Source organism: Paraburkholderia edwinii, assembly GCF_019428685.1.
Taxonomy (GTDB): Bacteria; Pseudomonadota; Gammaproteobacteria; order Burkholderiales; family Burkholderiaceae; genus Paraburkholderia; species Paraburkholderia edwinii.
Map to the genome: position 1 here is coordinate 3,767,962 of NZ_CP080095.1, position 19,527 is coordinate 3,787,488.

Consider the following 19,527-nt stretch of genomic DNA (forward strand, 5'->3'; position numbering starts at 1 on the left):
TACCGGACACAACCAATTATCGTCAACCGGGTTGAGGACGAAGCCTGTCCGTCATCACACGATGTTCCGGCTGCCGCGCCGTAGCCCGGCAGCCGGAATGCCCCGCTCGCGCGGCGCTTATCCGAGGCGCACCTCGATGCGCCGCGGCTTCGCCTCGTCGCGGCGTGGAATGGCCAGCTTGAGCACGCCGTCCTTCAGAACCGCGTCGATTTGCGACGTGTCGAAGTCCTCGCTGACCGTGAACCGGCGTGAGAAATACGGCGCGCGTATTTCCGCGTGCGAGAGCCGCAGGTCCGGCGTCACCGGTACGACGGATTCCGCATCGATCGTCAGGCTGCCGTCGTGAACCCTGATGTCGAGCTTGTCCTTTTGCACGCCCGGCAGGTCGGCCCACACCGTAACAGCATGCGCGTCCTCGACGATATCGACGGCCGGCGTCAGCGTGACGCGGCGTCGTGCTTCGTCCGGTTCCGCGCGCGTCATTGCGTTCGGGTCGTGCTGGGTGATCTGGGTGTTGTCGCTCATGATGTCACCTCTTCATTCAACGGTAATGGCACGGGGCTTCGACGCCTCGCGCTTGCCCACGGTAATCAGCAGGCACCCATCGGTGTAGCGCGCGTGCACCTTGTCGGGATCGGCCTGTTGCGGCAGTTCGATGACCCGCCGGAAGCTGCCGGTGAAGCGCTCCTGCGCGTACTGACGCGTGCCTTCCGGCAAGGGTTGCAGTGTGGACCGCTCGCCGGCAATCGACAGCAGGCCCTTGTCGATAGAGATATCGAGTTTCGCGGGATCGACGCCAGGCGCGAACGCCACGATCTCGATCGTGCTGTCGGTCGTGCCGACGTTGATGTGAGGAAAGGTGCCCATCCGGCTTGAACGAAGGCTGGAAGGAAAGCCTTCGAAGAGGCCCGACATCTGCCGCTGCAGCCGGTCGAGCTCGCCAAACAGGTCGGTTCGAAAATAGAGATCACTCATGGTTGCTTGCTCCTCTGACGGCGGGGAGACGAACCGGCGTACGCGCTTCAGTCCGGTTGTCCCCGTGCCACGGACAATCAAGGGTTGAAACACACAGCGTTCATGTGCGGGAGCACTGCCGAACGGCTGCCTGAGCGTTACGGAAAATATGAGGGGTCACCGGGATTTCAAGGGGGGCACCAGACTGAAAAATTCGCCCTTGAAATTGCGTCGGCGGTCCATACACTAGCGCTCGAAAAAACAGCACGGAGCGACGCCATGGAATTCGACACGGGCTGGAAAACGTTGGGCAGACATCGGATCAGGTTGCGTTCAACGAAAGGCTTTCCGACCAGGGTGATGCGGCGGCTGGCCGACGTGACACGCCTTGCGATCGACAACAACATGAGCGCGCGTGCGCGCATCGTCGATATCGTGTTCCGGCTGGAAAGGGCTTATGACATCACGGTCGGAACGACACTGGCGGAAGACCGGCTGTGTGCGCCACAACTGGAGAGCGCGATTGCCACAGTCATGGGCCTGCTGCCCGACCAGGTCAACGTTGACGTGCAGGTCGTCACGCAGGAGGAAGTTGACCTGAACTTTGGCGTGTACGAACGAGCGCTTGCCGAAAAACTCGGAGTAATACCGCCACTCCAGTAAAGCCGCCTGGGGCTGGACACCGGCGAAGCAGGCAGCACGCGCCCGCTTCGCCGCTTGGCTGTCGCCGTCTGGCCGGGCGATGCCTGTCGCACTTCACTACCTGCCCAGTGCTTCCGCGGCAATCTTTTCTTCGGCCGGCAGCGTCAGCTTCTCGTCGGTAGCCTTTTCTTCCTTGAGCGTCTGAAGCAGCAGCGTGACCGCGTGCGTTTCACCGAGCTGTTTGGCCAGCGCGATCAGCGATCCGTAGGCGGCAATTTCGTAGTGCTCGACCTTTTGTGCGGCCGCAATCAGGGCAGCGTCCAGCACCGGGCCCCTTTCAATTTCGTCGATCTGCTCCTGGCCCTCCTCGATCAGGCCTTCCATCGCCACGCATTTAACGCGCTTGAGACGGATCCCGCAGCTTTCCACCACCTGATCTATCCGCTCGATCTGACCTTGGGTTTCTTCCAGATGAGTGATGAACGCCGCGCTCAGATCGGCGTGGCCCGCGGCGCGGGAAAGTTTGGGCAGCGACTTGGTCATCTGTTTTTCCGCGCTATCGGAAAGGGAATGAACAAAAAGATCGTTGATTGACTTGACTGTCATGATGGGTTCCCATTGACGAATAGGGGTGAGGCGGTGACCGGCGGTCCGGTCTTTAGCGTTTCGGTGCGGGTGCGTCAGATTCTTCGACGCCGACGCCTGACGGATCGCTACCCAGTTCCGCACCAGTTGCCGGATCGCTCGACGGGTCCGATTGCAGCCGCCCGGACATCTCCGTGAGCGCCGACTCTTCCGCGGCATCGAGGCCAACCCATGCATTGCCGTCGCCACCGTCCACCGCCGGTTCGCCCTGCTGCATCGACAGCCCGGTGCCGCTGTTCCACGGCGCCTGCACGACATCGCCACCGTGCGACATCTTGAAGTAGGTGCTCGGGAATTCCGGTATCGGGGGCGCCTTGCCCGGCGGGAAGTTGGGCGTAATCGCATACAGCGCCTTCTCAAAGGACTTCTGATGCGCGACCTCGCGGGTCATCAGAAACCCCAGCGCATCGCGGATGCCCGCGTCGTCAGTCACGTTGATCAATCGTTCGTAGACGATTTTCGCGCGGGCCTCCGCGGCAATGTTCGAGCGCAGGTCGGCGGTCGGCTCGCCGATCGTGTCAATGTACGCGGCGCTCCACGGCACGCCGCCTGAGTTGGTGAGCGGCGGCCCACCGCCGTACAGGAGTTGCGTCACATGGCTGTCGTTGCCTGGGCCATTGAGTTTGCGGTAGAGCTCCGCCTGACCGTCCACCGCTTCGGCCAGTTCTCCTTTCGCGCCGCGGTTAAGCATCGCGACGAGGCAACCGATGATCTCAAGGTGACTGAGTTCCTCGGTCGCAATGTCGTACAGCATGTCCTTGCGACCCGGGTCCTCCTCGGCCACTGCCTGGGTGAAATAGCGCATGGCGGCGGCGAGTTCGCCTTGTGGTCCGCCGAACTGTTCGAGCATCAGGTTCGCGAGTCCGGGATTCGTTGCGCTGACGCGCACCGTGTATTGCAACCGTCTGTTGTGCATGAACATGAGAGCCTCCCTCTGGTTGGGCAACGACATCGCGCATGGCCTGTGCCTGAAACGGGCCCTTGGTCGACTCGCGCGTGCTTCATCGCGGGTCAGCAAATGCAACCGACGACCTCATGCCGGCGCGCCGCGCTGGCCGTCTGCGGCACGGCGATTGCGGTTATGGAGATGCCTTTAACCGAGCGAGGTGAGCCATGGCAACGCAACGTGATATGCAACGCACTCCTGATAACCGGCCAGACGCGGGAGACCCGCGCGAGGAAGACGACTCGCCCGCGACCGGGGTCGGAAAAGATGACGACGCAGATGTCCCCGGCACCAATCCGGACGACGACGTGCCGGACGAGGAGACGCCGGCAGAGCCGTCGCCCGGTGACGCTAATCCGGACAAACCGGCGTCGCAGAACCGGCCGTAGGCCACAAGCCGCGTGCATCTGTTTGTACGCGGGCAATGAGTGAAATTTGCAGGATGGGCAGAATCAGGGAGGACGTATGGATGCCGGGAAGAAGGTGTACAGAGCGGTCATTGCATCGCTGGTCTGTGCTGCGATCGCAGGTGCGGCGTTCGCAGAAGGTGCCGGCGGGGGCGGAGGAAACGGCGGCGGTGCGGGAGGGAGCGCCGGCCAGGGCGGGACCGGCATGAGTACGCCAAACGCCCACGGGACGACCGGCAGCACGTCGGGCTCGAAGGGCAACGACACGATGAAGTCACAGTCGCGCACGGCTGCGCCAGCAAAGGGTGCTTCCGGCGCGGCCGCCTCGTCGGCGCAGTAGGTGGCCGCGGCCGCTGGCAGTAGTAAAGAGCAACAAGCCGTCGGGAGCCCAAGCCGTGGCAAAAGTGTTACTGGTCGACGATGACGCCGAAAATCTGTCAGCGCTTCAAGGCGCACTCGAAAGCGACGGTCACGAGGTGGCCGTCGCTCGCGACGCGTCCGCGGCTATGGCGATCCTGAATGGCGCACCCATCCAGTGCGTGGTCACCGACCTTGAAATGCCTGGGACTGACGGCGCACAGTTTTCCCGGCAGATCCGGACGCACCCCGTGCACCGCGACCTGCCCATCGTCATGCTCTCGGCCGCGCCCGAGCCATCGGTCGATGGCGTCCGGTACTGGACGCACTTCATCCGTAAACCGGCGAGTTTCGCACGGCTCGCGGCTGCCGTTGCGGCCGAAGCTGGTACACGCGCCGGTACCCACGCCGCTTCGCCACGCCCGAAGTCCGGCGTCCTCGCGCGGGTTGCCCTGCAGTGCCAGACTCCGTGCGCTTCAAGATGGCAGCCGGTGCATGCTGCGAGCTGGCCGTGACGAGCACGGTTGCATTGGATTGCGGATGACCGCGTTAACTGCGCGACGACAGCACGATAGAATGGGGGTATCCGACGACGTCGATGCCCCGCGTCGGCGAGACCTTCGCGCATTCCCGGTAGCTGTCATCGCGCGCGGGATACTGACAGCGCGCTTCCACGTCTGGATTCCCAAGGGACGATTCCCCATGGCTGAGGTAAACCAGTCAGATGTCTATCGCGGTTTCATCGCCTGCCTGAACCGGCAGGACTGGGCGACGCTCGAACACTTTGTCGCCAATGATCTGAAGTACAACGACAAACAGATCGGACTTTCAGGCTATCGCAAACTGCTTACCCGGTTTTGCGATGAAATCCCGGATGTGTACTTTGAACTGGCGAAGGTCGTATCGCAGCCCCCTCTTCTCGCGAGCCGGCTGGTTTTTAACTGCACGCCACGGGGCACATTCCTTGGACTGCCCGTGCGCGGAAAGCGCATCTCGTTTGCGGAGAATGCCATTTACGTGTTCCAGGATGACAGGATCCGCGAGGTATGGTCGGTACTCGACAAGACCGCTATTGAAGCGCAGCTGTGACGTGCCGGCTGTCGACCATGATGTGGCGTCACTCGCATCAGGTATTGCCCAATAGAACGGACCGAGGCACTGCTCACCGGCACTTCCCGTAACAGGCCAGCCTGGCACGTCAGATGCGCATTGCGCAGGCGTCATCACCTGCGTTTAACGGGGGCGTCATGCGTCAATCGTGCGAAGCCTATCGCGGGTACGCGATTGAAGTGCGGGTGGCAGTAAGCCGTGCCCTCTCGTTCAGTGGCATCCAGCGCCGTTACACGGTGTGGTGGGCGGTCTGCGCGCGAGACGGTCTGCTCGCTACCGTTGAAAGCTTTCCCGAGCGTCTTGACTTCGTTTCCCCAGACCGGGCTTTCGACTATGGAGAAAAGCGCGCACGGGCGTTCATTGACTGCAGGCTGGCCTGCGAGCCGGATTGACAGGGACGGGCGGCGGCACATATCGCGGTGTGCTCAGTTCGTATGCACCAGCCTCAGCACGCCAGGCATGGGCTAACCGACACGTTGCCGACACGCCACGACGCAATGCGACTTTGCGTTATCGGCCGGTAACAATCCCTTAACTGACGTTCGGATCTCAGGAGTGAGCGACCGCTTGTGGCCGGCTACTGCCTGACGCGTCGCCCGTAGTCGACCCCGAGCGGTCAGTCGACTTTCCCGAAAGCGGCCGCTCCATCCAGCTTTGCACGTGGCCATTGTCGACAGTTGCCCCTCCAGTTCCCGTAAGCGGTGGATCAGTACCGTGGCGAATGACGTTGACGCGCGCGAGACCAGCGGCTAGCGAAGAGGATCGATGCGTGCGGAACTGGGCAGTAAAGGAGCAACGTTCCAGGGCAACAGTTCGTCGATGCGGTTCGCCGGGTGATCAGCGATACGCTCGATGACGTAATGCAGGTAGGCTTCGGGATCGACGCCATTCAGACGTGCGGACCCGATCAGGCTGTACATCGCGGCTGCGCGTTCACCGCCTGAGTCTGCTCCGGCAAATAAAAAATTCCGTCTCCCGATTGCCACCCCGCGCAAGGCGCGCTCGGCGATCAGGTTATCGATCTCGGCCCGACCATCGCGGCAATAATAGACGAGCGCAGGCCAGCGATTCAACGAGTACTGGATCGCTCTGGTGGTGTCCGATTTCGCAGACAGTGTGAGCAGCGTCGACTCGAACCACTGCTTCAGATCATCAAGCAACGGCACGGCTTGCGCCTGGCGGATTCGCTGTCGTTCTTCTGGCGGCTTGCCGCGAATGTGCTCTTCTATGCGATAGAGTGCGCCGATGCGCTCGAGTGCTTCGGTGGTGATCGCCGAGGGCCGCACAGCGTGCAGATCATGTAGCTTGCGACGTGCGTGCGCCATGCACGCTGCTTCGCGGATCTGACCATCGAGGTACAGGTCCGCATAACCGGCGAACGCGTCTGCCTGGAGTATGCCCGCGAAGCCGGCAAGGTGACGTTGCGGATGTTCGCCGCGGCGATCCGGTGTATAGGCAAACCAGACTGCCGGGGCTTCGTTTGAACCACTGGACCGGTCATCGCGCACATACACCCAGAGCCTGCCAGTCTTCGTCCTGCCATTGCCCGGCGCGAGCACTGGTAATGGCGTATCGTCGGCATGCACCTTGGTGCCACCGAGCGCGTGACGGCGCACCGCGTCGACCAGCGGGTTCAGCAGCCATGTCAGACCGCCCAGCCAGTGCCCCATGGTGCCCGGCTCGATCTCGACGCCGTCGCGTGCATACATGACGGACTGCCGGTAGAACGGAATGTGGTACGCGAATTTCGATGTTGCGATGTGTGCAAGCAGAGCCGGACCCGGCAGGCCGCGATCAATCGGTCGGCTCGGCGCTGCCGCCTGCACGATACGGTCGCAGCACGCACAGGCCAGCTTCGGGCGACGATGGCGGATGACGCGGAAATGGGCGCGCACGTATTCGAGCTGCTCCGATATGTCGTCACCCAGAGGCTTGAGCGTGCCACCGCAACCCGGGCAGTGCCCATCGCCCGGCAGATGCACATGCTCCTCGCGCTCGAGATGATCGGGCAGTGGTTTGCGAGGGGCGCTCGCGCGACGTTGCGACGCCTTACCTGCGTGAGCCTGATCAGTCGCGCCTTCGTCGGCCTGCAGGTCCTCAAGCCGCAGTTCAAGCTGCTCGATCTGACGCTCCAGTTTCTCCGACTTGCGACCGAACTGCATGCGGCGCAGCTTTGCGATCGTCAGCTTCAGATGTTCGATCTCGATTACGCGGGAGCTGAGTTGATCCTGTAACTCAACGACCCGCTGCGCGTTCGCATGAGCCGACGCCGCATGCGCGCGCACCAGCGCCTTGAGCGCATCAACGTCGTCGGGCAGGTCGGTATCGGTCTGATCCATCGCGACAGTTTACGATCATCTGCCGCACGCGAAGCACCGGGTAATAGACGTTTACAAAGCACTGCGCGGGCGTGCTGCATCGACTGGCTGACGCCACTCGAATCCCTCGAGCAGCAGCGAGAGTTGAGCGGTCGTGAGCGGCACGACGCCGGCGTCAGCGCGCGGCCATGCAAATCGCCCTTTCTCCAGGCGCTTTGCCAGAAGACACAGGCCGCCATCGCTCCAGTACAACGCCTTCAGCAGATCACCGCGACGGCCCCTGAAGATAAAAACATGGCCACCATATGGGTCACGCTCAAGCGCCGTCTGTACCTTTGCTGCAAGTGAATTGAAGCCACAGCGCATGTCGGTGACACCGGCGGCAATCCAGATGCGTGTGTTTGCAGGCAGGCCGACGCCCGAAGGTAGTCCCTGTGGGATCACCGGAGAATCCGCTCGAGGACCAGACGCAGGGTCGCCGCATCGGGCACGCCTTCTATCCGGACAGACGTATTGCCGTGCTGAAGCTGGATGCTGCCGGCTGTGGCCCCGGCAGACGCCGGTGTGTCGGTCACATCCGACGCATGGCTGGCTGGTCTATCGGACTGGATATCGACAACGACAGGCAACATGGTCTGCATCTGTGTGTCTTCGACCAGCAGCCCCTGGGCGTGCAGTTTGCGCCAGGCCCAAACCTGATTGGCGTTCACATTGTTGTCGCGCGCGACCCGCGCAACCGAGGCACCCGGTTCAAACGTCTGCTCGACAACCGATCGCTTCCATTCCAATGGATGTCGTCGGTTCTCGCGCCTGGCGGGTAATTCGACTGTCTGAGGCACTGTGTCCATTCTCGCTGTTTGTGGACAGAGTCGGTCACTCATGTCCGTCGCAGCCGATCATTGCATCTTCTACGCAAGGCGGGGAACGGTACAAATCAGACGCTTACGCTCCGCCTTAGATTCCGCATCAAGGTAAATCAATGAACGACATGACAACCGAACTGTGGATTGCACCGGCAAAACATGTCATCGGTCAACTGCAAACTGTATTTCGAAGCAGGAGCGGGGTTTATGTTCGCTTTGTGGCCTACACGGGCCGATCGCCATGAACCTTGACCTGCCAGCCCAATGCGGAGCAGGATCGGCATCGATCGCCTTCGAGGCCAAGGAGCGAGTTTCCCGAGACGCTTTTTCAGACCCTTCTATCTCGACGCCGACGGTGTTGCTTGACGAATTTGCTTAAAATAAACGATAAAACTTGCGTTAAATAGGACTTCCGACATAAACGCTATTCAGAAGAGCGCCAGAAAACCTGGTATAGAGCTTGATGATCGTGCGCCGCTCACGCGCATCCTGTTCGTCCCGCAGACGGGCCCGCGCTGGAATCTGCTGCCCCGTAAGATGAGCTGCGGCAGCGGCATGAGTTGCTGGCCGTCTGCGCGACTGGCAGGCCGCCGAGTTTGGGACAGCTGCACGAAGTACAGCTCGCAAAGCTACGCGGGCCGACTGGATTGACTGGCCCCGTGTTGTCGTCGATTGCGCCTCGATTCTCGCCGTGGGTGGAAGTCATGTATGTTTAGCTATGTCCTTTTCTCCGTCGAAACAATGAAAAATTTCATCGAGAGTGAAGAACCCATTTGTTCATTTTATTAAGGTTTTTTAATTCGGTATTTAGCAAGCACCTTTTGCGCGTCCGCGAGAAAGGTATCGGGATACAGCTCGAATACCTTTATAAAGGCCTTTGCAAAATCCTGAATTTCTCCTGTTGCATCTAACTCCCCGATAAGCAGGACAAACGCCTCTGCAGCCGCGATAGGTCCCACATGTGCCATTGAATCGAGCAAGAGAATGTATGGGTCGATGAAAAGCCGCTCACCGCATATCGCGACGGCCGCGTCGAGAATGCCGGCGGATGCAGGCGAAAGCGGTGGCGAGGCAAACATCAGGCGCAATTGCGCCGCGAGCACGCCCTGCCCCTCGAATCGGCCGATGGCGTCCACATCACGTGCAAGTCGACGAATCGGTCGATCAGCAGCGTAGATATAAAGCTTGGCGCGCTCAGCTATCGCGCGCATCCGATGAGTGTCGGCGCGAATTTGATAATTCACCAAAATCCTCGAACGAGACATCAGGCAATTTCCCGCGAACCGGACTTGACGGTCACTTGCGTTCGTGCCGTATCTCCCGATTTGCTATCATCCGTTTCGGACCAACCGTGCATCAAACTCGAGGTTGCGGTAGACAAGTTACCCGTTGACAGATCCGGGTTGGCGCATACCGACAGCATCGAGTCGTTCCCAACTCGCGGAGGCCCGGCAGTGTTCGCACGCGGTTTAGAGATCGGCTGGCGTGCCTGGCGGATTTGTGGCGAGTTCGATTCTCGAGGAGTCCAGCGGTTGGCTGGACTGCATACTGCAATTTCTTTCAGTACCCGTCCCCTTGCTCCACTGCCTTCTACAAATTGAGCGTTCTCCGCGCAATTCACTGTTTGAGTGCGACCGATGCTTCGTCGAGGCCGCATTTGTCGCGTTTCTTGCACGGCCCCTGTATCACGCCCGTCGGAAAGACATCATTGGTGCTCATGCTGCAGAAGCACGGTCGGTGGAGCGCCTTTGTCTTTCACATAAAAGACGAGTAGTTTTGCGGGCTGCGTTGCACTGGCGTTGCGGCTAACAATGTGCAGATCTGTAGGGGATTCATAGAAGCTGCCACCAGCATTAACTGTCTGAGCAGCTTGCCCTTTCACTTGGGTGACGACGCTGCCTTCCAGTACGTACACAAAGAGATCAGCATTATGCCGATGCGGCTGCGAGACTTCGCCGGGAGTGAATTCGACGAGTTCCACCATGCCTTCCTTTCCGGGGAAGTCGGGAAGCTCTTTTACCATCAAAGTCGTTGCCTTTCCGGTCCCTGCATGAGCGCTGGTGAACGCCGCGGCGCTGCCAAGAACGAATGACAGAAAGAGTGCTGCCTTGTTCATGTTCGGATCCTTCGCTATGGAGCGGGCTGATCAACATGCTCAGCCCCCCGTAAAGGGTCCCACTCCTTTGTATGATTGCCTAGGGCCATGACCTCGATTTTAATCTGTACCATACGGTTTAAGCGGACACGAATGTCATTTAGCGGACCTTGGTATGCCATGGAAACTTCACAGTGGAATTGTCGGTTCCGTTGAGCCGGTAATTTCCGCCTACAGGGTGCCCGCTATACTGATTGAAGCGGCGTGTCCTGCACCGATGGTTCGCTCAGGCGCACCACTGTTCGATGACTATAGAGGCCGAGCGGCCAACTCATATCCTCGTTGCTGCGGCCCGCGACCATATGTCGTTTTGCTAGATGTCGCATGGCACACGTGGGCTCATGTCAGGTGCACGAAAACCGGTAACCATAACCGCGTCGGTCACCACAGCCCAAGGAGTACGTAATTGACGACGACGGCGTCGCCAGAAGCCAAAAACAGAAGGGTGTCGCCCACCTGTTTCATTGCACTCTCAAGAATCCGAGATTTCCTGTTGCGATTTTTTAGACATTTTTCGTATTCCTAATTGTTTTTCAAGAGATATTCAATCAACGCAAAAGACCTCGATGTTAGTATCCCAGGATGTTTTGTCGACCTGCTTCATGCATTGGAGTAAAGGTCTGGCAATCCGGAGTTTTTGTGTCCACGCTAGTATACATGCGTGGAACCAGTGCATGTCACTCCATGACCTGGCGATTGTGCACCCGTGCTGCACAAATCTCGCGACGGTCAACGGCTTACGCGCTTTGCGCCCGTGATCATCTGGTATCGGTCAATTGATCAATTCTGGCAGGAGGAACGTATTCGGCGGCTTGCCCGTCGACAACCGACCGTATAGCTCGAAGAATGTGCTCGCGTGGAGGGCGCCGTGCATGTATGCGACGCGTACGTCATGCCAGACGCGGTTCATCGGTGCATTCCGGTTGATGAACGCGGTGCCTGACGCACCCGCCAGCATGTCCACCGCTTCCCAGATCATCCTGCTCGCAAGGGCGGCGTCGCGCCAGAGTCGCGCGCGTTGCTGCACGCACATCCGCTCGGTGCCCGCCGCGCATTCGTCGAGCAGCCGGATCGAATTCCTGATGATTGATTCCGCGGCGTCGATCTTTGCTGTCGCTTCGCCGATCTGCAAGTGTGTGACAGTCGCCTCGCCCTGCTTTTCATAGTTAGTGAACGCGATGCCGCGCGTGCCTATCTTGTCCATGAAAAGCTCGACCGCCGCCTTCGCCATCCCAAGCAGCGGACAAACCAGGCGCGTGGCAAGCGCCGGCACCATTGGCATCCGGTAGATGGCTTCGCTACGCAAATGCACGGCAGCGTAGTCGTCTTGCAAAGTACGGCTCATCGATGAAATCCGCTCGTCGGGCACGAACACGTCCTTGACGCTCACGCTCGTGCTACCGCTGCCGCGCAGGCCAATCGTGTCCCAATCGTTTAGCAGGTTCACCTCGGAAACCGGAATCAGTGCGGCGCCGCGGCCTATCACCTCGCCCGCATCGTTGACGAGCGGAATTCCAAGCTGGTCCCACTGCGCATGATAGACGCCGCTGTTGTACATCCACAGCCCGTCTTCGATCACGTAGCCGTCGGCGACACGCCGCGTTTTCGCCTTGCGCGGCGCGAGCGCACTGGCGGTGCGGAAATTGGCGCCTTGCGCGAACACCTGGTCGGTCACGTGCTTCGGATACATCGCGGCCGACATCCAAGTGCCGGTGGAAATCAACCCCAGTGTCCACGCGGCCGAGCCGTCGCCGCGCCCGATCTCCATCAGCGCGTCAAGGAAAGTTTCAAGGGGTGATTGCAGGCCACCGTAGATCGCCGGCACCATCATGTCGAAGAGACGCGCCTTTTGAAAATCCGCGATCGTCTCATCGGGAAGCTTCGACAACGCATCGGTTTGCGCCGCGCGCGAGCGCAGCGCGGGCACCAGAGCGGCGGCCGCGGCGACGACATCTTTGTCGCCACGGTCAACTAACAAGGTGGAATGCATCGCGCGCGCAGCGCCTGATGATTTCAGCATACCGCTCTTACTCATTTGCATATTCCCTGGTAAGGCCCCCCTTGCTCTCCTGAATCCGGAAAAGCTTGCATGGGGCAGGAGATCGCGGGGCGGCGCGGAGTCCTGAGGGGCGTCCATCCGCCGACTCAGACTAAACGCCCTACTAACACTAATATTCCGTGTTTCCGCGACCTGTTAAGCAGAGACGCCACTCTGCACAATTTGCGTTGCCGACGGGCCATTCATTATCGACGTTATGCCCGTAGACATTCCGGCAACGCGTACGCACTCGTCTGTATAACTATCGACATCCCCTCCCCCGTTTGCAACTACGCGAGAGATGCAAGGCATATCGCAGTGTGGCCTACTTTAGCGCCACAACCATCCAGTCCGATCCATTCAGATGTTCCACCTGTAAATCCCGAAAGCCGGCTTCATGCATCCATGACTGGCACTCGGCACCCGTGAAGTTGGAACCGTGCTCGGTTTCAATCATCATGTTTAGCGCTTGCAGCAGGCCAACCGTGTGGGTTCGACGATCGTCGTCAATCAAACTCTCGTACACGATAAGCGCGCCGCCTTGTGGAAGAACTTCATACGCTCGTCTGAGCAGCGTCTTTCTCGTATCAAGCGCCCAGTTATGGAGAATATGACCCATGATGAGCACATCTGCGCTTGGCATCGAATCGGCGAAGAAGTCGCCGGGCTGAAACGTGATCCGATCGGAAACGCCGTTTCTTGCAACGTAGCGCTCGAACGCTCCGCGAACGGGCGGAAGATCAAAACCTACGCCGGAAAGATGCAAGTGCGTCAATGCGATCCGGACAGGAATCGCGCCTTGCGCGGTTCCTATATCGGCGAAACTCCGGTAATTCCGCCACGCAAACTTCGTCGCCAAAGCGATTGCGGTGCCCTGACTGTAGCCTGTCATCGCCGAGACAAAAGGTTCAACAAGCTCGGGGTTGCTATAGACCATATCGTAGATGGTCTTGCCGCTACGGGCCTCACTCTGAGGTTTGCCCGTTCTGAGACCTTCCGTCAGGGACGCCCAGAATCCGAACAGGCGGACACTGCACATTTCCAGAATGCCGCCGATATAGCCCGATTTGTTACGATCGAGAAAATGGTTGGTTTCGCGCGTATTGGCGTATCTGCCTTCGTCTCTCTCCAAGAGACGAAGCGAAACCAACACGTCAAAAAAGTCACGCGCGCTTCGTTCGGAAATATTCAATCTCTGTCGCAGATCCTCAGCATCGAGTGGCCCGTCCGACAAGGCCGTAAAGACGCCCAGTTCGACCGCGCTCAACAGGGACTTCGAGCTCCAGAAACCGAAGCCAAGCTGCCAGATGTGATCCATCGATAGAGTGGCCGGCTTGATACCTTCTGATGTCGACGACATAGCATTCTCTCGTTGGTAATGGTGTCCTCGCCGATCGCTTACTGACGACCCAAAGCTGGGAGGACGCCCGATCCACGGGCCCCTGCCCCTGTGTGCCACACAGCTATTAAATGAATTTGGTTTGCGCCGTCTCAGTGGTTTGTGCCGCTCAGGCATGAGATCAGCGAATCTTGAGGTTCGATAAGAAAAACCCGGGATATTTGTCAAACACCGACGACAATAGGCAATTAGTTCTGTCGCGCAGATTTGAATGATCTTCTATGGATAGACGCTCTGCTGTCGCGACCGGTCCTACCTGTCATCAGGCCAAAGAAGGGACGACAGGGTTCCTTCAACATGTGGGAATCGCTGCAAATACCGGTGCCAGCGGTGGTGACGCGGGTACCAATCGTATCTGCGATGTGAGTAAGTCACGTTCTTCATATTGACTGCTATCGTGCACACCTAGCGCGAGTCGGTTAACTCGCCACGAGGTCGCGAGATGACTGTCCTTGCGCACTACACGATGACATGAAACTCCTTATCGGTTATCAAGATCTCCGATCGTCACGGACACTCAAAACAGAGTTCTGTCTGAATCGCCGCGCGCAGATCCATCAGCGCAATCGGGCATTGAAATGAATCTCGGACCTTTTCCGATCATTGCTCCCTTGGTCGAATTGATCACGCAGAGCGATGCATCATTTCCATCCAGTAGGCGGCGGCCTTGGCTCCGGAGCAAAACACTCGCTCCACGCTGAGCCCAGCTTCTTCCTCCATAGAAATACGTAGCTCTCGACCACATGACCCTCCCTAAGATTCAACGAGCGCATATCCCAAGGACTGACAAGCCACGAATCATCCGAAGTGATTTGGATTGCGCGAGTTGTATGCGACGATTCGATCATATAGACGAGCACGCCCCTACGGTTGACTAGGAAAGGAACATGTTTTGATCGTAAGCAGCAAGCAAATTGCGCATAAGCACCGTCAACGATCGGTTATGGAATAGCGCCTCCCGATGCACGTTCTTCTTTCGACACTCGCGCACGACAACGAACATTGCCGTCCGTCGAGGCTCATCAACTCATGGATAAAAACGAGGTGAAGACGTGTCCAGCATCAGCAATGTAAATCCCTGTTCCGATTCCGATGGCGCCGGCTTGGGCGTCGCGCCCGGCATCAATCGCCGTTCATTCATGCTCGGCGTGCCTGGTGCACTGCTAGGCAGCGCGCTGCTCACAGCGCAGACCGCGGACGCAGCGGCCAATGCATCGGCCAACGGCAATCCTGAGCCCGTGAAAATTCCGTCGCGCCCGTGGAAGATTGCCTTCGAAGAGCACTACATGACGTCGCGTTTCGACCGCATCGTTCGCAAGGATACAAAAGTAGCGGCACGAACTGGCGTTTATGCTGACTTACTCGACGTCGACTCGAAGCGCATCGAATTAATGGACCGCGCGGGCATTCAGTACGCAATCCTATCGCTGAATACACCAGGCATCCAGGGCGAGACAGACCCGGCAGCCGCGGTAAGCGATGCGCGATTCGCAAACGACGAGTTACGCCGCATCGTCGACCGCCATCCTGGCAGGCTTGGTGCCTTTGCGGCGCTGCCGATGTAGGACCCGGCCGCTGCCGCCGACGAACTTGACCGGGCCGTGCGCGAACTGGGATTTCACGGCTCACTCGTCAACAGCTTCTCGACCCTGCATACGAGCGATGACGTCGCCTATCTCGACGAGCCGCAATACCTGCCGTTCTGGGAACGCGTGCAGGACCTGGATGTGCCCCTGTATCTGCATCCTCGCAACCCGGTGCCGAGCCAGCAACTGATGTTTCGCGACCATCCCGAACTACTTGCGGCGACGTGGGCCTATCTCGTCGAGACATCGACCCACGCGCTGCGGCTGATTACGAGCGGCCTGTTCGATCGGTATCCCGGTTTGCAGATCTGCCTCGGCCATCTCGGCGAATCACTGCCGTTTGTGGCGTCACGTGTATCCGCTGTGTATGCCAGGCATGCACACCGCGTCAAGCTGAAACTGAATCTCATGAGCTACCTGAAGACCAACTTCCGCTACACGACATCGGGGTTCTTTGACACAACTGCGACGATCGAAGTGATGGATTTCGTGGGCCATGACCGCGTCTACTTTTCGACCGATTACCCATGGATGGATATGGTACAAGGCGGCATATGGCTCGATAGCGCGAACCTGAGTGACGCGGATCGCTGGCGTATCGGCCGCAGCAATGCGGTGGAACTTTTCAAGCTCAAGCTTGCGCCAACCGCCTGAGCAAACCTTCATCAGGACGGGCGTCGGAGTCTGGTCTTCGGCGCGTTCGAGCGTCACGCCGCTTTGCCGCTTATTTCCCGCTGCGACGTGAAGCGTCTGTTATCTGCGCATTGCGACGACTCCTCAGTTTGCGTGAAGACGCTCTTGCCTTGGTCGATTTCGCTAGCTTGCTAAAGGCCTTAACAAACACGGAATAGAGTATGTGCGAGAGACGTTATTTGTGTTTCTGACGCTAGCCGAACAGAACAACCAGGTTGTTGTGCACCCCACCTACTTAACTGCAAAGGAACCGACTAATGTTGAATTTTTGTTTTCGAAAATCACGCTTTCTCGTCAGCCCGTTTGCGGCCGTGGTGCTATTTACCACGCCGCCGACCTACAGTGCGCGCGCCGATGGACTGGCATTTCTTCCCCTGCTCGACATGACTGTTGCGCGATTGCACATCGCTCGGCAGGTCGCGCTGTCGAAGTGGGATTCGCAAAAGCCGGTGGAAGACCTTCTGCGGGAGGCGCAGGTAATCAAGGCCGCCGCCGAAGAGGCTCGCGCGTTCGGTGTGTCGACGAAATTCGCGACGGATTTTTTCACCGACCAGATCGAAGCCAATAAACTGGTTCAATACGGGTTACTTGCGAAGTGGCACCGCGTGGGCCATGCCCCTGATGAGAAACGGGTGGATCTCGCGAAAGATATTCGTCCAGAATTGGACGGGTTGCAGCAAGGCTTTATCAAGACACTCGCCGATACGACGGCGTTGCGGGCGCAACCGAATTGCAATGCCCAATTAGCGCGAGCTACACAAGACTATGTTACAAGTCGTAAATTGAATTCCTTGTATGCGATTGCAATGGATCGTGCACTGGCGCGATTTTGTGAGAAGGATTGACTTGATTGAATCGGACTTGTGGATCTACCCTCTCAGTATTTGCGTTTTCTATCGTATTCGTTATGCGCAGCGTCGATCGCCGGTAGGTTGTCGTAGGCCCATTTTCCCAAGGCGAGGACCGGAACGCTCAGGGAGTTCCCGAGTTCGCTCAACTCATATTGGACCTGTGGCGGCGTAGTAGGGAACGTTGTCCTGGTGACCATCCCGTCACGCTCCAATGCCTTAAGCGTTCGGGTCAGCATTTGTTGCGAGATGCCTTCTATGCTGCGCTTCAACTCGTTGAATCGAGTGGGGCCATGGCGCAAACGCACGATGACGAGTACCGTCCATTTATCGCCGACGCGCGCCAGAACCGGCGTTACGCGACGGCAGTCGCTTATCACTTCGTCCATCCTTTTAATAGTCATCTTCACCTCACCAGGTCTCAGACGTATGCGCTCTTGTACCGTGCCTAACGGGGCTCATATAATTCCTCGGTCACGATGGTAGACTGCCCAACCGCGAATCGGCAAGCATACTTAATCAATAGATGGACGAGCCCCGCATGAAGATCGAACTTTGGTGCGACATCATTTGCCCCTTCTGTGGGCTAAATGAGCATCGTTTGGAAAATGCGCTTGCGGAATTCGAGCACGGTGCTGACGTGCAGGTTTTGCACCGCTCGTTCCAAGTCCATCCCGAACTCGACAGAGTCGGGGTCACGCAGCGCGATTTGATTTTGATGCGAGGTCTTGATCCGGAAAAGGTCGAGAAGAATATCCTCGAACCGATCGAGCAAGCGGCCAAACGCGAAGGACTTGTGCCCTATCGTGTCATCGATCGAACGCTCGGACCGACGGACTACGCGCACGAACTGCTCGCATACGCCAGCGACAACGGGCTACATTCCGAGTCATGGAAGCACATCTTCCGGGCGCACTTTGGTACGGCGCAGAGACTCTGGACAATTGATGAGGTGATCGACTTTGCCGCGGAGCTCGATCTTGATCTAGTGGAAACTCGCCTCGTTTTGCAAAGTGGGAGGTATCGAGAGCAGGTCAAGAACGACCAACGAGAAGCGCAACGACTGGGCGCAAACGGTACTCCCTTCATGCTCATCGACCGTAAGCACCCTGTCTCGACTGCGCTCAACACGTACGAACTGCTGAGCATCCTGCGCAGCGCCTGGCGGGATCTGCGGATCCAACCGCTAATCTGAATGACAGGAACCCGCCACGCCTTCATGTCACTCAAATTCGGGGCTCCCGGAATTAACATGGGAGAGTGAGTGACACTGCAGTTTCGCGAGCATCAAACTGATGAGCATGTTCGCTAACGTGCGGGCATGACAATTTGCGCATGCTCGTAGCGAGTGGATCCTTAAGCCGCGAGCAATTCCAGGCATTCGAATTCACCGGTCCACGTTTATGACGCGTGCCGCGTTGTGAACACCCGTCGGCATTGCACTGGAAGTATTTTCGAGTTTGCGCTCGAGCCCGCTCGCGATTCGGCATGATGTCCCGCGACCGGTGGTATAGCGCCCTCCCTTCGCATTCAGTCGCGCGGCCGGTTGTGCTGGAGCGCACTGCTTAAAGTAGCGGTGGATGTGAACGGCCAACATTCTGACACGCAAACCCGCCCCGCTTCGATACGGTAGGCCTCGTGGGCAACGCCGACAAGCCTGGAAATGCATACGTGAGAGCTCTACGCGATTTCGTCAAGTAACCCGCCGCGCCGGATATGGAGCGACTGGGCCGGCGCGGTTCCAGATGAATCATGCTGACCTTGCTCAGTGGCGCCGGGCTTATCGGACGACGGGTGCACATGATGATGCTGGTGAGCCGCCGTTTGACTGCTGTTGGAGCCGGGCACCTCCACACGCGGACTTCCCGCGTCATTTCCTTTGCCGGGATCGCTTTCATTACCACCGAGAAGGGCGTCGCTTAAAGCCGGTTGGCCTCTTTGCTTACTAAACTTATTTACTTCACCCAGCATCTTAAAATATTCAGTTCCGGCTAGGCGCATGTTGTTCTCCTAATAGAGGAAGGTAAATCTTAAGTTTCATCTGCAGTCCGTTGTAAGTCTTTATGGGCCGATTTCACCCTATTTGTGGACAGCGGCTCACACTCAGGATCATGGAGTGGTCCTAGGTCGGATTTCGCATGGCGAGCGCTATTTTCTAGAAGGTGGAAAAATGACGAAGTCTACCCCGACGAAAAATCGTCCTCCATCGATTGGCCGAGGGCCATGACGCATGGCTTTGCATCCGGCGCAGACACCGTTAAGCATCTCGGCCAGCTGGGTGGGGACACCTTGTTGTTCGAGCTGTGGATTCAAATTAAAAGACTAGCTCCAACGCGACGCATTCGATAGAGCCAAGATCAAGCATTTTGAGTAGTCCAACCGCAAGAAAAGCGTAAGCGTCACCTCGCAACATCCCGCAGACCGTCCTGGTACATGGTTTGGTAACTGCACAGATCAGTGAAAACAAAACAGCTCACAAAAGCACCTTGGCTACTGACGAGGTGAGATCGATCAGCGCGACCAAGCAGGTCTCCGAAACGGACTCTTAAGCGGACTCCAAACCCGG

General features: G+C 58.3%; 22 protein-coding genes and 1 pseudogene. 10 read left to right on the top strand and 13 right to left on the bottom strand.

Annotated features, from left to right (window positions below):
- Window positions 1–117 precede the first annotated feature (117 nt).
- Both KZJ38_RS16645 and KZJ38_RS16650 read right to left on the bottom strand, forming a co-directional pair.
- Window positions 118–525 (bottom strand): Hsp20/alpha crystallin family protein, encoded by a 408-nt coding sequence (locus KZJ38_RS16645; protein WP_219797279.1) that lies wholly within the window; start codon window positions 523–525, stop codon window positions 118–120.
- 12 nt (window positions 526–537) lie between these two features.
- A complete protein-coding gene (locus KZJ38_RS16650; RefSeq protein ID WP_219797280.1) occupies window positions 538–975 on the bottom strand; it encodes an Hsp20/alpha crystallin family protein in 438 nt (145 codons plus the stop codon).
- 258 nt (window positions 976–1,233) lie between these two features.
- Here KZJ38_RS16650 and KZJ38_RS16655 point away from each other — a divergent pair, with 258 nt between their 5' ends.
- On the top strand, window positions 1,234–1,617 hold the full coding sequence (locus tag KZJ38_RS16655; protein WP_219796036.1) for a hypothetical protein: 384 nt from the start codon (window positions 1,234–1,236) through the stop codon (window positions 1,615–1,617).
- 96 nt (window positions 1,618–1,713) lie between these two features.
- Here the strand turns inward: KZJ38_RS16655 and KZJ38_RS16660 are convergent, their stop codons facing one another.
- Window positions 1,714–2,202, bottom strand: a complete 489-nt coding sequence (locus KZJ38_RS16660; RefSeq protein ID WP_219797282.1) for a YciE/YciF ferroxidase family protein — start codon at window positions 2,200–2,202, stop codon at window positions 1,714–1,716.
- A gap of 52 nt (window positions 2,203–2,254) precedes the next feature.
- Window positions 2,255–3,163 carry a manganese catalase family protein gene (locus KZJ38_RS16665; RefSeq protein WP_219797284.1) on the bottom strand — a complete coding sequence of 303 codons (909 nt, stop codon included), beginning with the start codon at window positions 3,161–3,163 and terminating at the stop codon, window positions 2,255–2,257.
- 209 nt (window positions 3,164–3,372) lie between these two features.
- Here KZJ38_RS16665 and KZJ38_RS16670 point away from each other — a divergent pair, with 209 nt between their 5' ends.
- From KZJ38_RS16670 to KZJ38_RS16680, 4 genes are all read left to right on the top strand, one after another.
- The gene (locus KZJ38_RS16670; protein WP_246641510.1) at window positions 3,373–3,576 is read left to right on the top strand and encodes a hypothetical protein; all 204 of its coding nucleotides are present in this window, start codon (window positions 3,373–3,375) and stop codon (window positions 3,574–3,576) included.
- A 223-nt stretch (window positions 3,577–3,799) separates the two neighbouring features.
- A complete protein-coding gene (locus KZJ38_RS36910; RefSeq protein ID WP_281425780.1) occupies window positions 3,800–3,934 on the top strand; it encodes a hypothetical protein in 135 nt (44 codons plus the stop codon).
- Window positions 3,935–3,989: 55 nt separating this feature from the next.
- Window positions 3,990–4,466, top strand: a complete 477-nt coding sequence (locus KZJ38_RS16675) for a response regulator (protein ID WP_246641511.1) — start codon at window positions 3,990–3,992, stop codon at window positions 4,464–4,466.
- Between the two features lie 187 nt (window positions 4,467–4,653).
- The gene (locus KZJ38_RS16680; protein WP_219797287.1) at window positions 4,654–5,040 is read left to right on the top strand and encodes an ester cyclase; all 387 of its coding nucleotides are present in this window, start codon (window positions 4,654–4,656) and stop codon (window positions 5,038–5,040) included.
- Between the two features lie 770 nt (window positions 5,041–5,810).
- Here the strand turns inward: KZJ38_RS16680 and tnpC are convergent.
- The 3 genes from tnpC to tnpA are packed head-to-tail and all read right to left on the bottom strand — an operon-like array spanning window position 5,811 to window position 8,167.
- Window positions 5,811–7,400, bottom strand: coding sequence for an IS66 family transposase (tnpC, locus tag KZJ38_RS16685; RefSeq protein ID WP_219797289.1), 1,590 nt, complete (start codon window positions 7,398–7,400; stop codon window positions 5,811–5,813).
- Window positions 7,401–7,451: 51 nt separating this feature from the next.
- Entirely contained in the window at window positions 7,452–7,823 is a 372-nt protein-coding gene (gene tnpB, locus KZJ38_RS16690) for an IS66 family insertion sequence element accessory protein TnpB (protein WP_343223824.1), read from the bottom strand.
- Window positions 7,820–8,167, bottom strand: coding sequence for an IS66-like element accessory protein TnpA (gene tnpA, locus KZJ38_RS36915; protein ID WP_219797290.1), 348 nt, complete (start codon window positions 8,165–8,167; stop codon window positions 7,820–7,822). The genes tnpB and tnpA overlap by 4 nt, the downstream gene beginning before the upstream one ends.
- 516 nt (window positions 8,168–8,683) lie before the next feature.
- On the opposite strand from tnpA, the pseudogene KZJ38_RS37150 reads away from it, so the two are divergent.
- Window positions 8,684–8,939: pseudogene (locus KZJ38_RS37150) on the top strand (IS5/IS1182 family transposase); the annotation flags it as partial.
- Between the two features lie 88 nt (window positions 8,940–9,027).
- Here KZJ38_RS37150 and KZJ38_RS16700 read toward each other — a convergent pair.
- The 4 genes from KZJ38_RS16700 to KZJ38_RS16715 form a co-directional block, all read right to left on the bottom strand.
- Entirely contained in the window at window positions 9,028–9,486 is a 459-nt protein-coding gene (locus tag KZJ38_RS16700; protein ID WP_219797291.1) for a hypothetical protein, read from the bottom strand.
- Window positions 9,487–9,947: 461 nt separating this feature from the next.
- Complete coding sequence (locus KZJ38_RS16705; protein WP_219797292.1) at window positions 9,948–10,358, bottom strand: cupin domain-containing protein; 411 nt, start codon at window positions 10,356–10,358, stop codon at window positions 9,948–9,950.
- A gap of 811 nt (window positions 10,359–11,169) precedes the next feature.
- Complete coding sequence (locus KZJ38_RS16710) at window positions 11,170–12,432, bottom strand: acyl-CoA dehydrogenase family protein (RefSeq protein WP_219797293.1); 1,263 nt, start codon at window positions 12,430–12,432, stop codon at window positions 11,170–11,172.
- Window positions 12,433–12,760: 328 nt separating this feature from the next.
- Window positions 12,761–13,795, bottom strand: a complete 1,035-nt coding sequence (locus KZJ38_RS16715) for a methyltransferase (protein WP_219797294.1) — start codon at window positions 13,793–13,795, stop codon at window positions 12,761–12,763.
- A gap of 1,091 nt (window positions 13,796–14,886) precedes the next feature.
- Between KZJ38_RS16715 and KZJ38_RS16720 the strand changes: the two genes are divergently transcribed.
- The 3 genes from KZJ38_RS16720 (at window position 14,887) to KZJ38_RS16730 (ending at window position 16,958) form a co-directional block, all read left to right on the top strand.
- On the top strand, window positions 14,887–15,399 hold the full coding sequence (locus tag KZJ38_RS16720; RefSeq protein ID WP_219797296.1) for an amidohydrolase family protein: 513 nt from the start codon (window positions 14,887–14,889) through the stop codon (window positions 15,397–15,399).
- 36 nt (window positions 15,400–15,435) lie between these two features.
- Window positions 15,436–16,074 carry an amidohydrolase family protein gene (locus tag KZJ38_RS16725; RefSeq protein WP_219797298.1) on the top strand — a complete coding sequence of 213 codons (639 nt, stop codon included), beginning with the start codon at window positions 15,436–15,438 and terminating at the stop codon, window positions 16,072–16,074.
- Window positions 16,075–16,370: 296 nt separating this feature from the next.
- The gene (locus KZJ38_RS16730; protein ID WP_219797300.1) at window positions 16,371–16,958 is read left to right on the top strand and encodes a chorismate mutase; all 588 of its coding nucleotides are present in this window, start codon (window positions 16,371–16,373) and stop codon (window positions 16,956–16,958) included.
- A 32-nt stretch (window positions 16,959–16,990) separates the two neighbouring features.
- Here KZJ38_RS16730 and KZJ38_RS16735 read toward each other — a convergent pair whose 3' ends face one another.
- Window positions 16,991–17,350, bottom strand: coding sequence for a winged helix-turn-helix transcriptional regulator (locus KZJ38_RS16735; protein ID WP_246641512.1), 360 nt, complete (start codon window positions 17,348–17,350; stop codon window positions 16,991–16,993).
- Window positions 17,351–17,502: 152 nt separating this feature from the next.
- Between KZJ38_RS16735 and KZJ38_RS16740 the strand changes: the two genes are divergently transcribed.
- Entirely contained in the window at window positions 17,503–18,156 is a 654-nt protein-coding gene (locus tag KZJ38_RS16740; protein WP_219797302.1) for a DsbA family oxidoreductase, read from the top strand.
- A gap of 485 nt (window positions 18,157–18,641) precedes the next feature.
- Here KZJ38_RS16740 and KZJ38_RS16745 read toward each other — a convergent pair whose 3' ends face one another.
- A complete protein-coding gene (locus tag KZJ38_RS16745; protein WP_219797304.1) occupies window positions 18,642–18,962 on the bottom strand; it encodes a hypothetical protein in 321 nt (106 codons plus the stop codon).
- Between the last annotated feature and the right edge of the window lie 565 nt (window positions 18,963–19,527).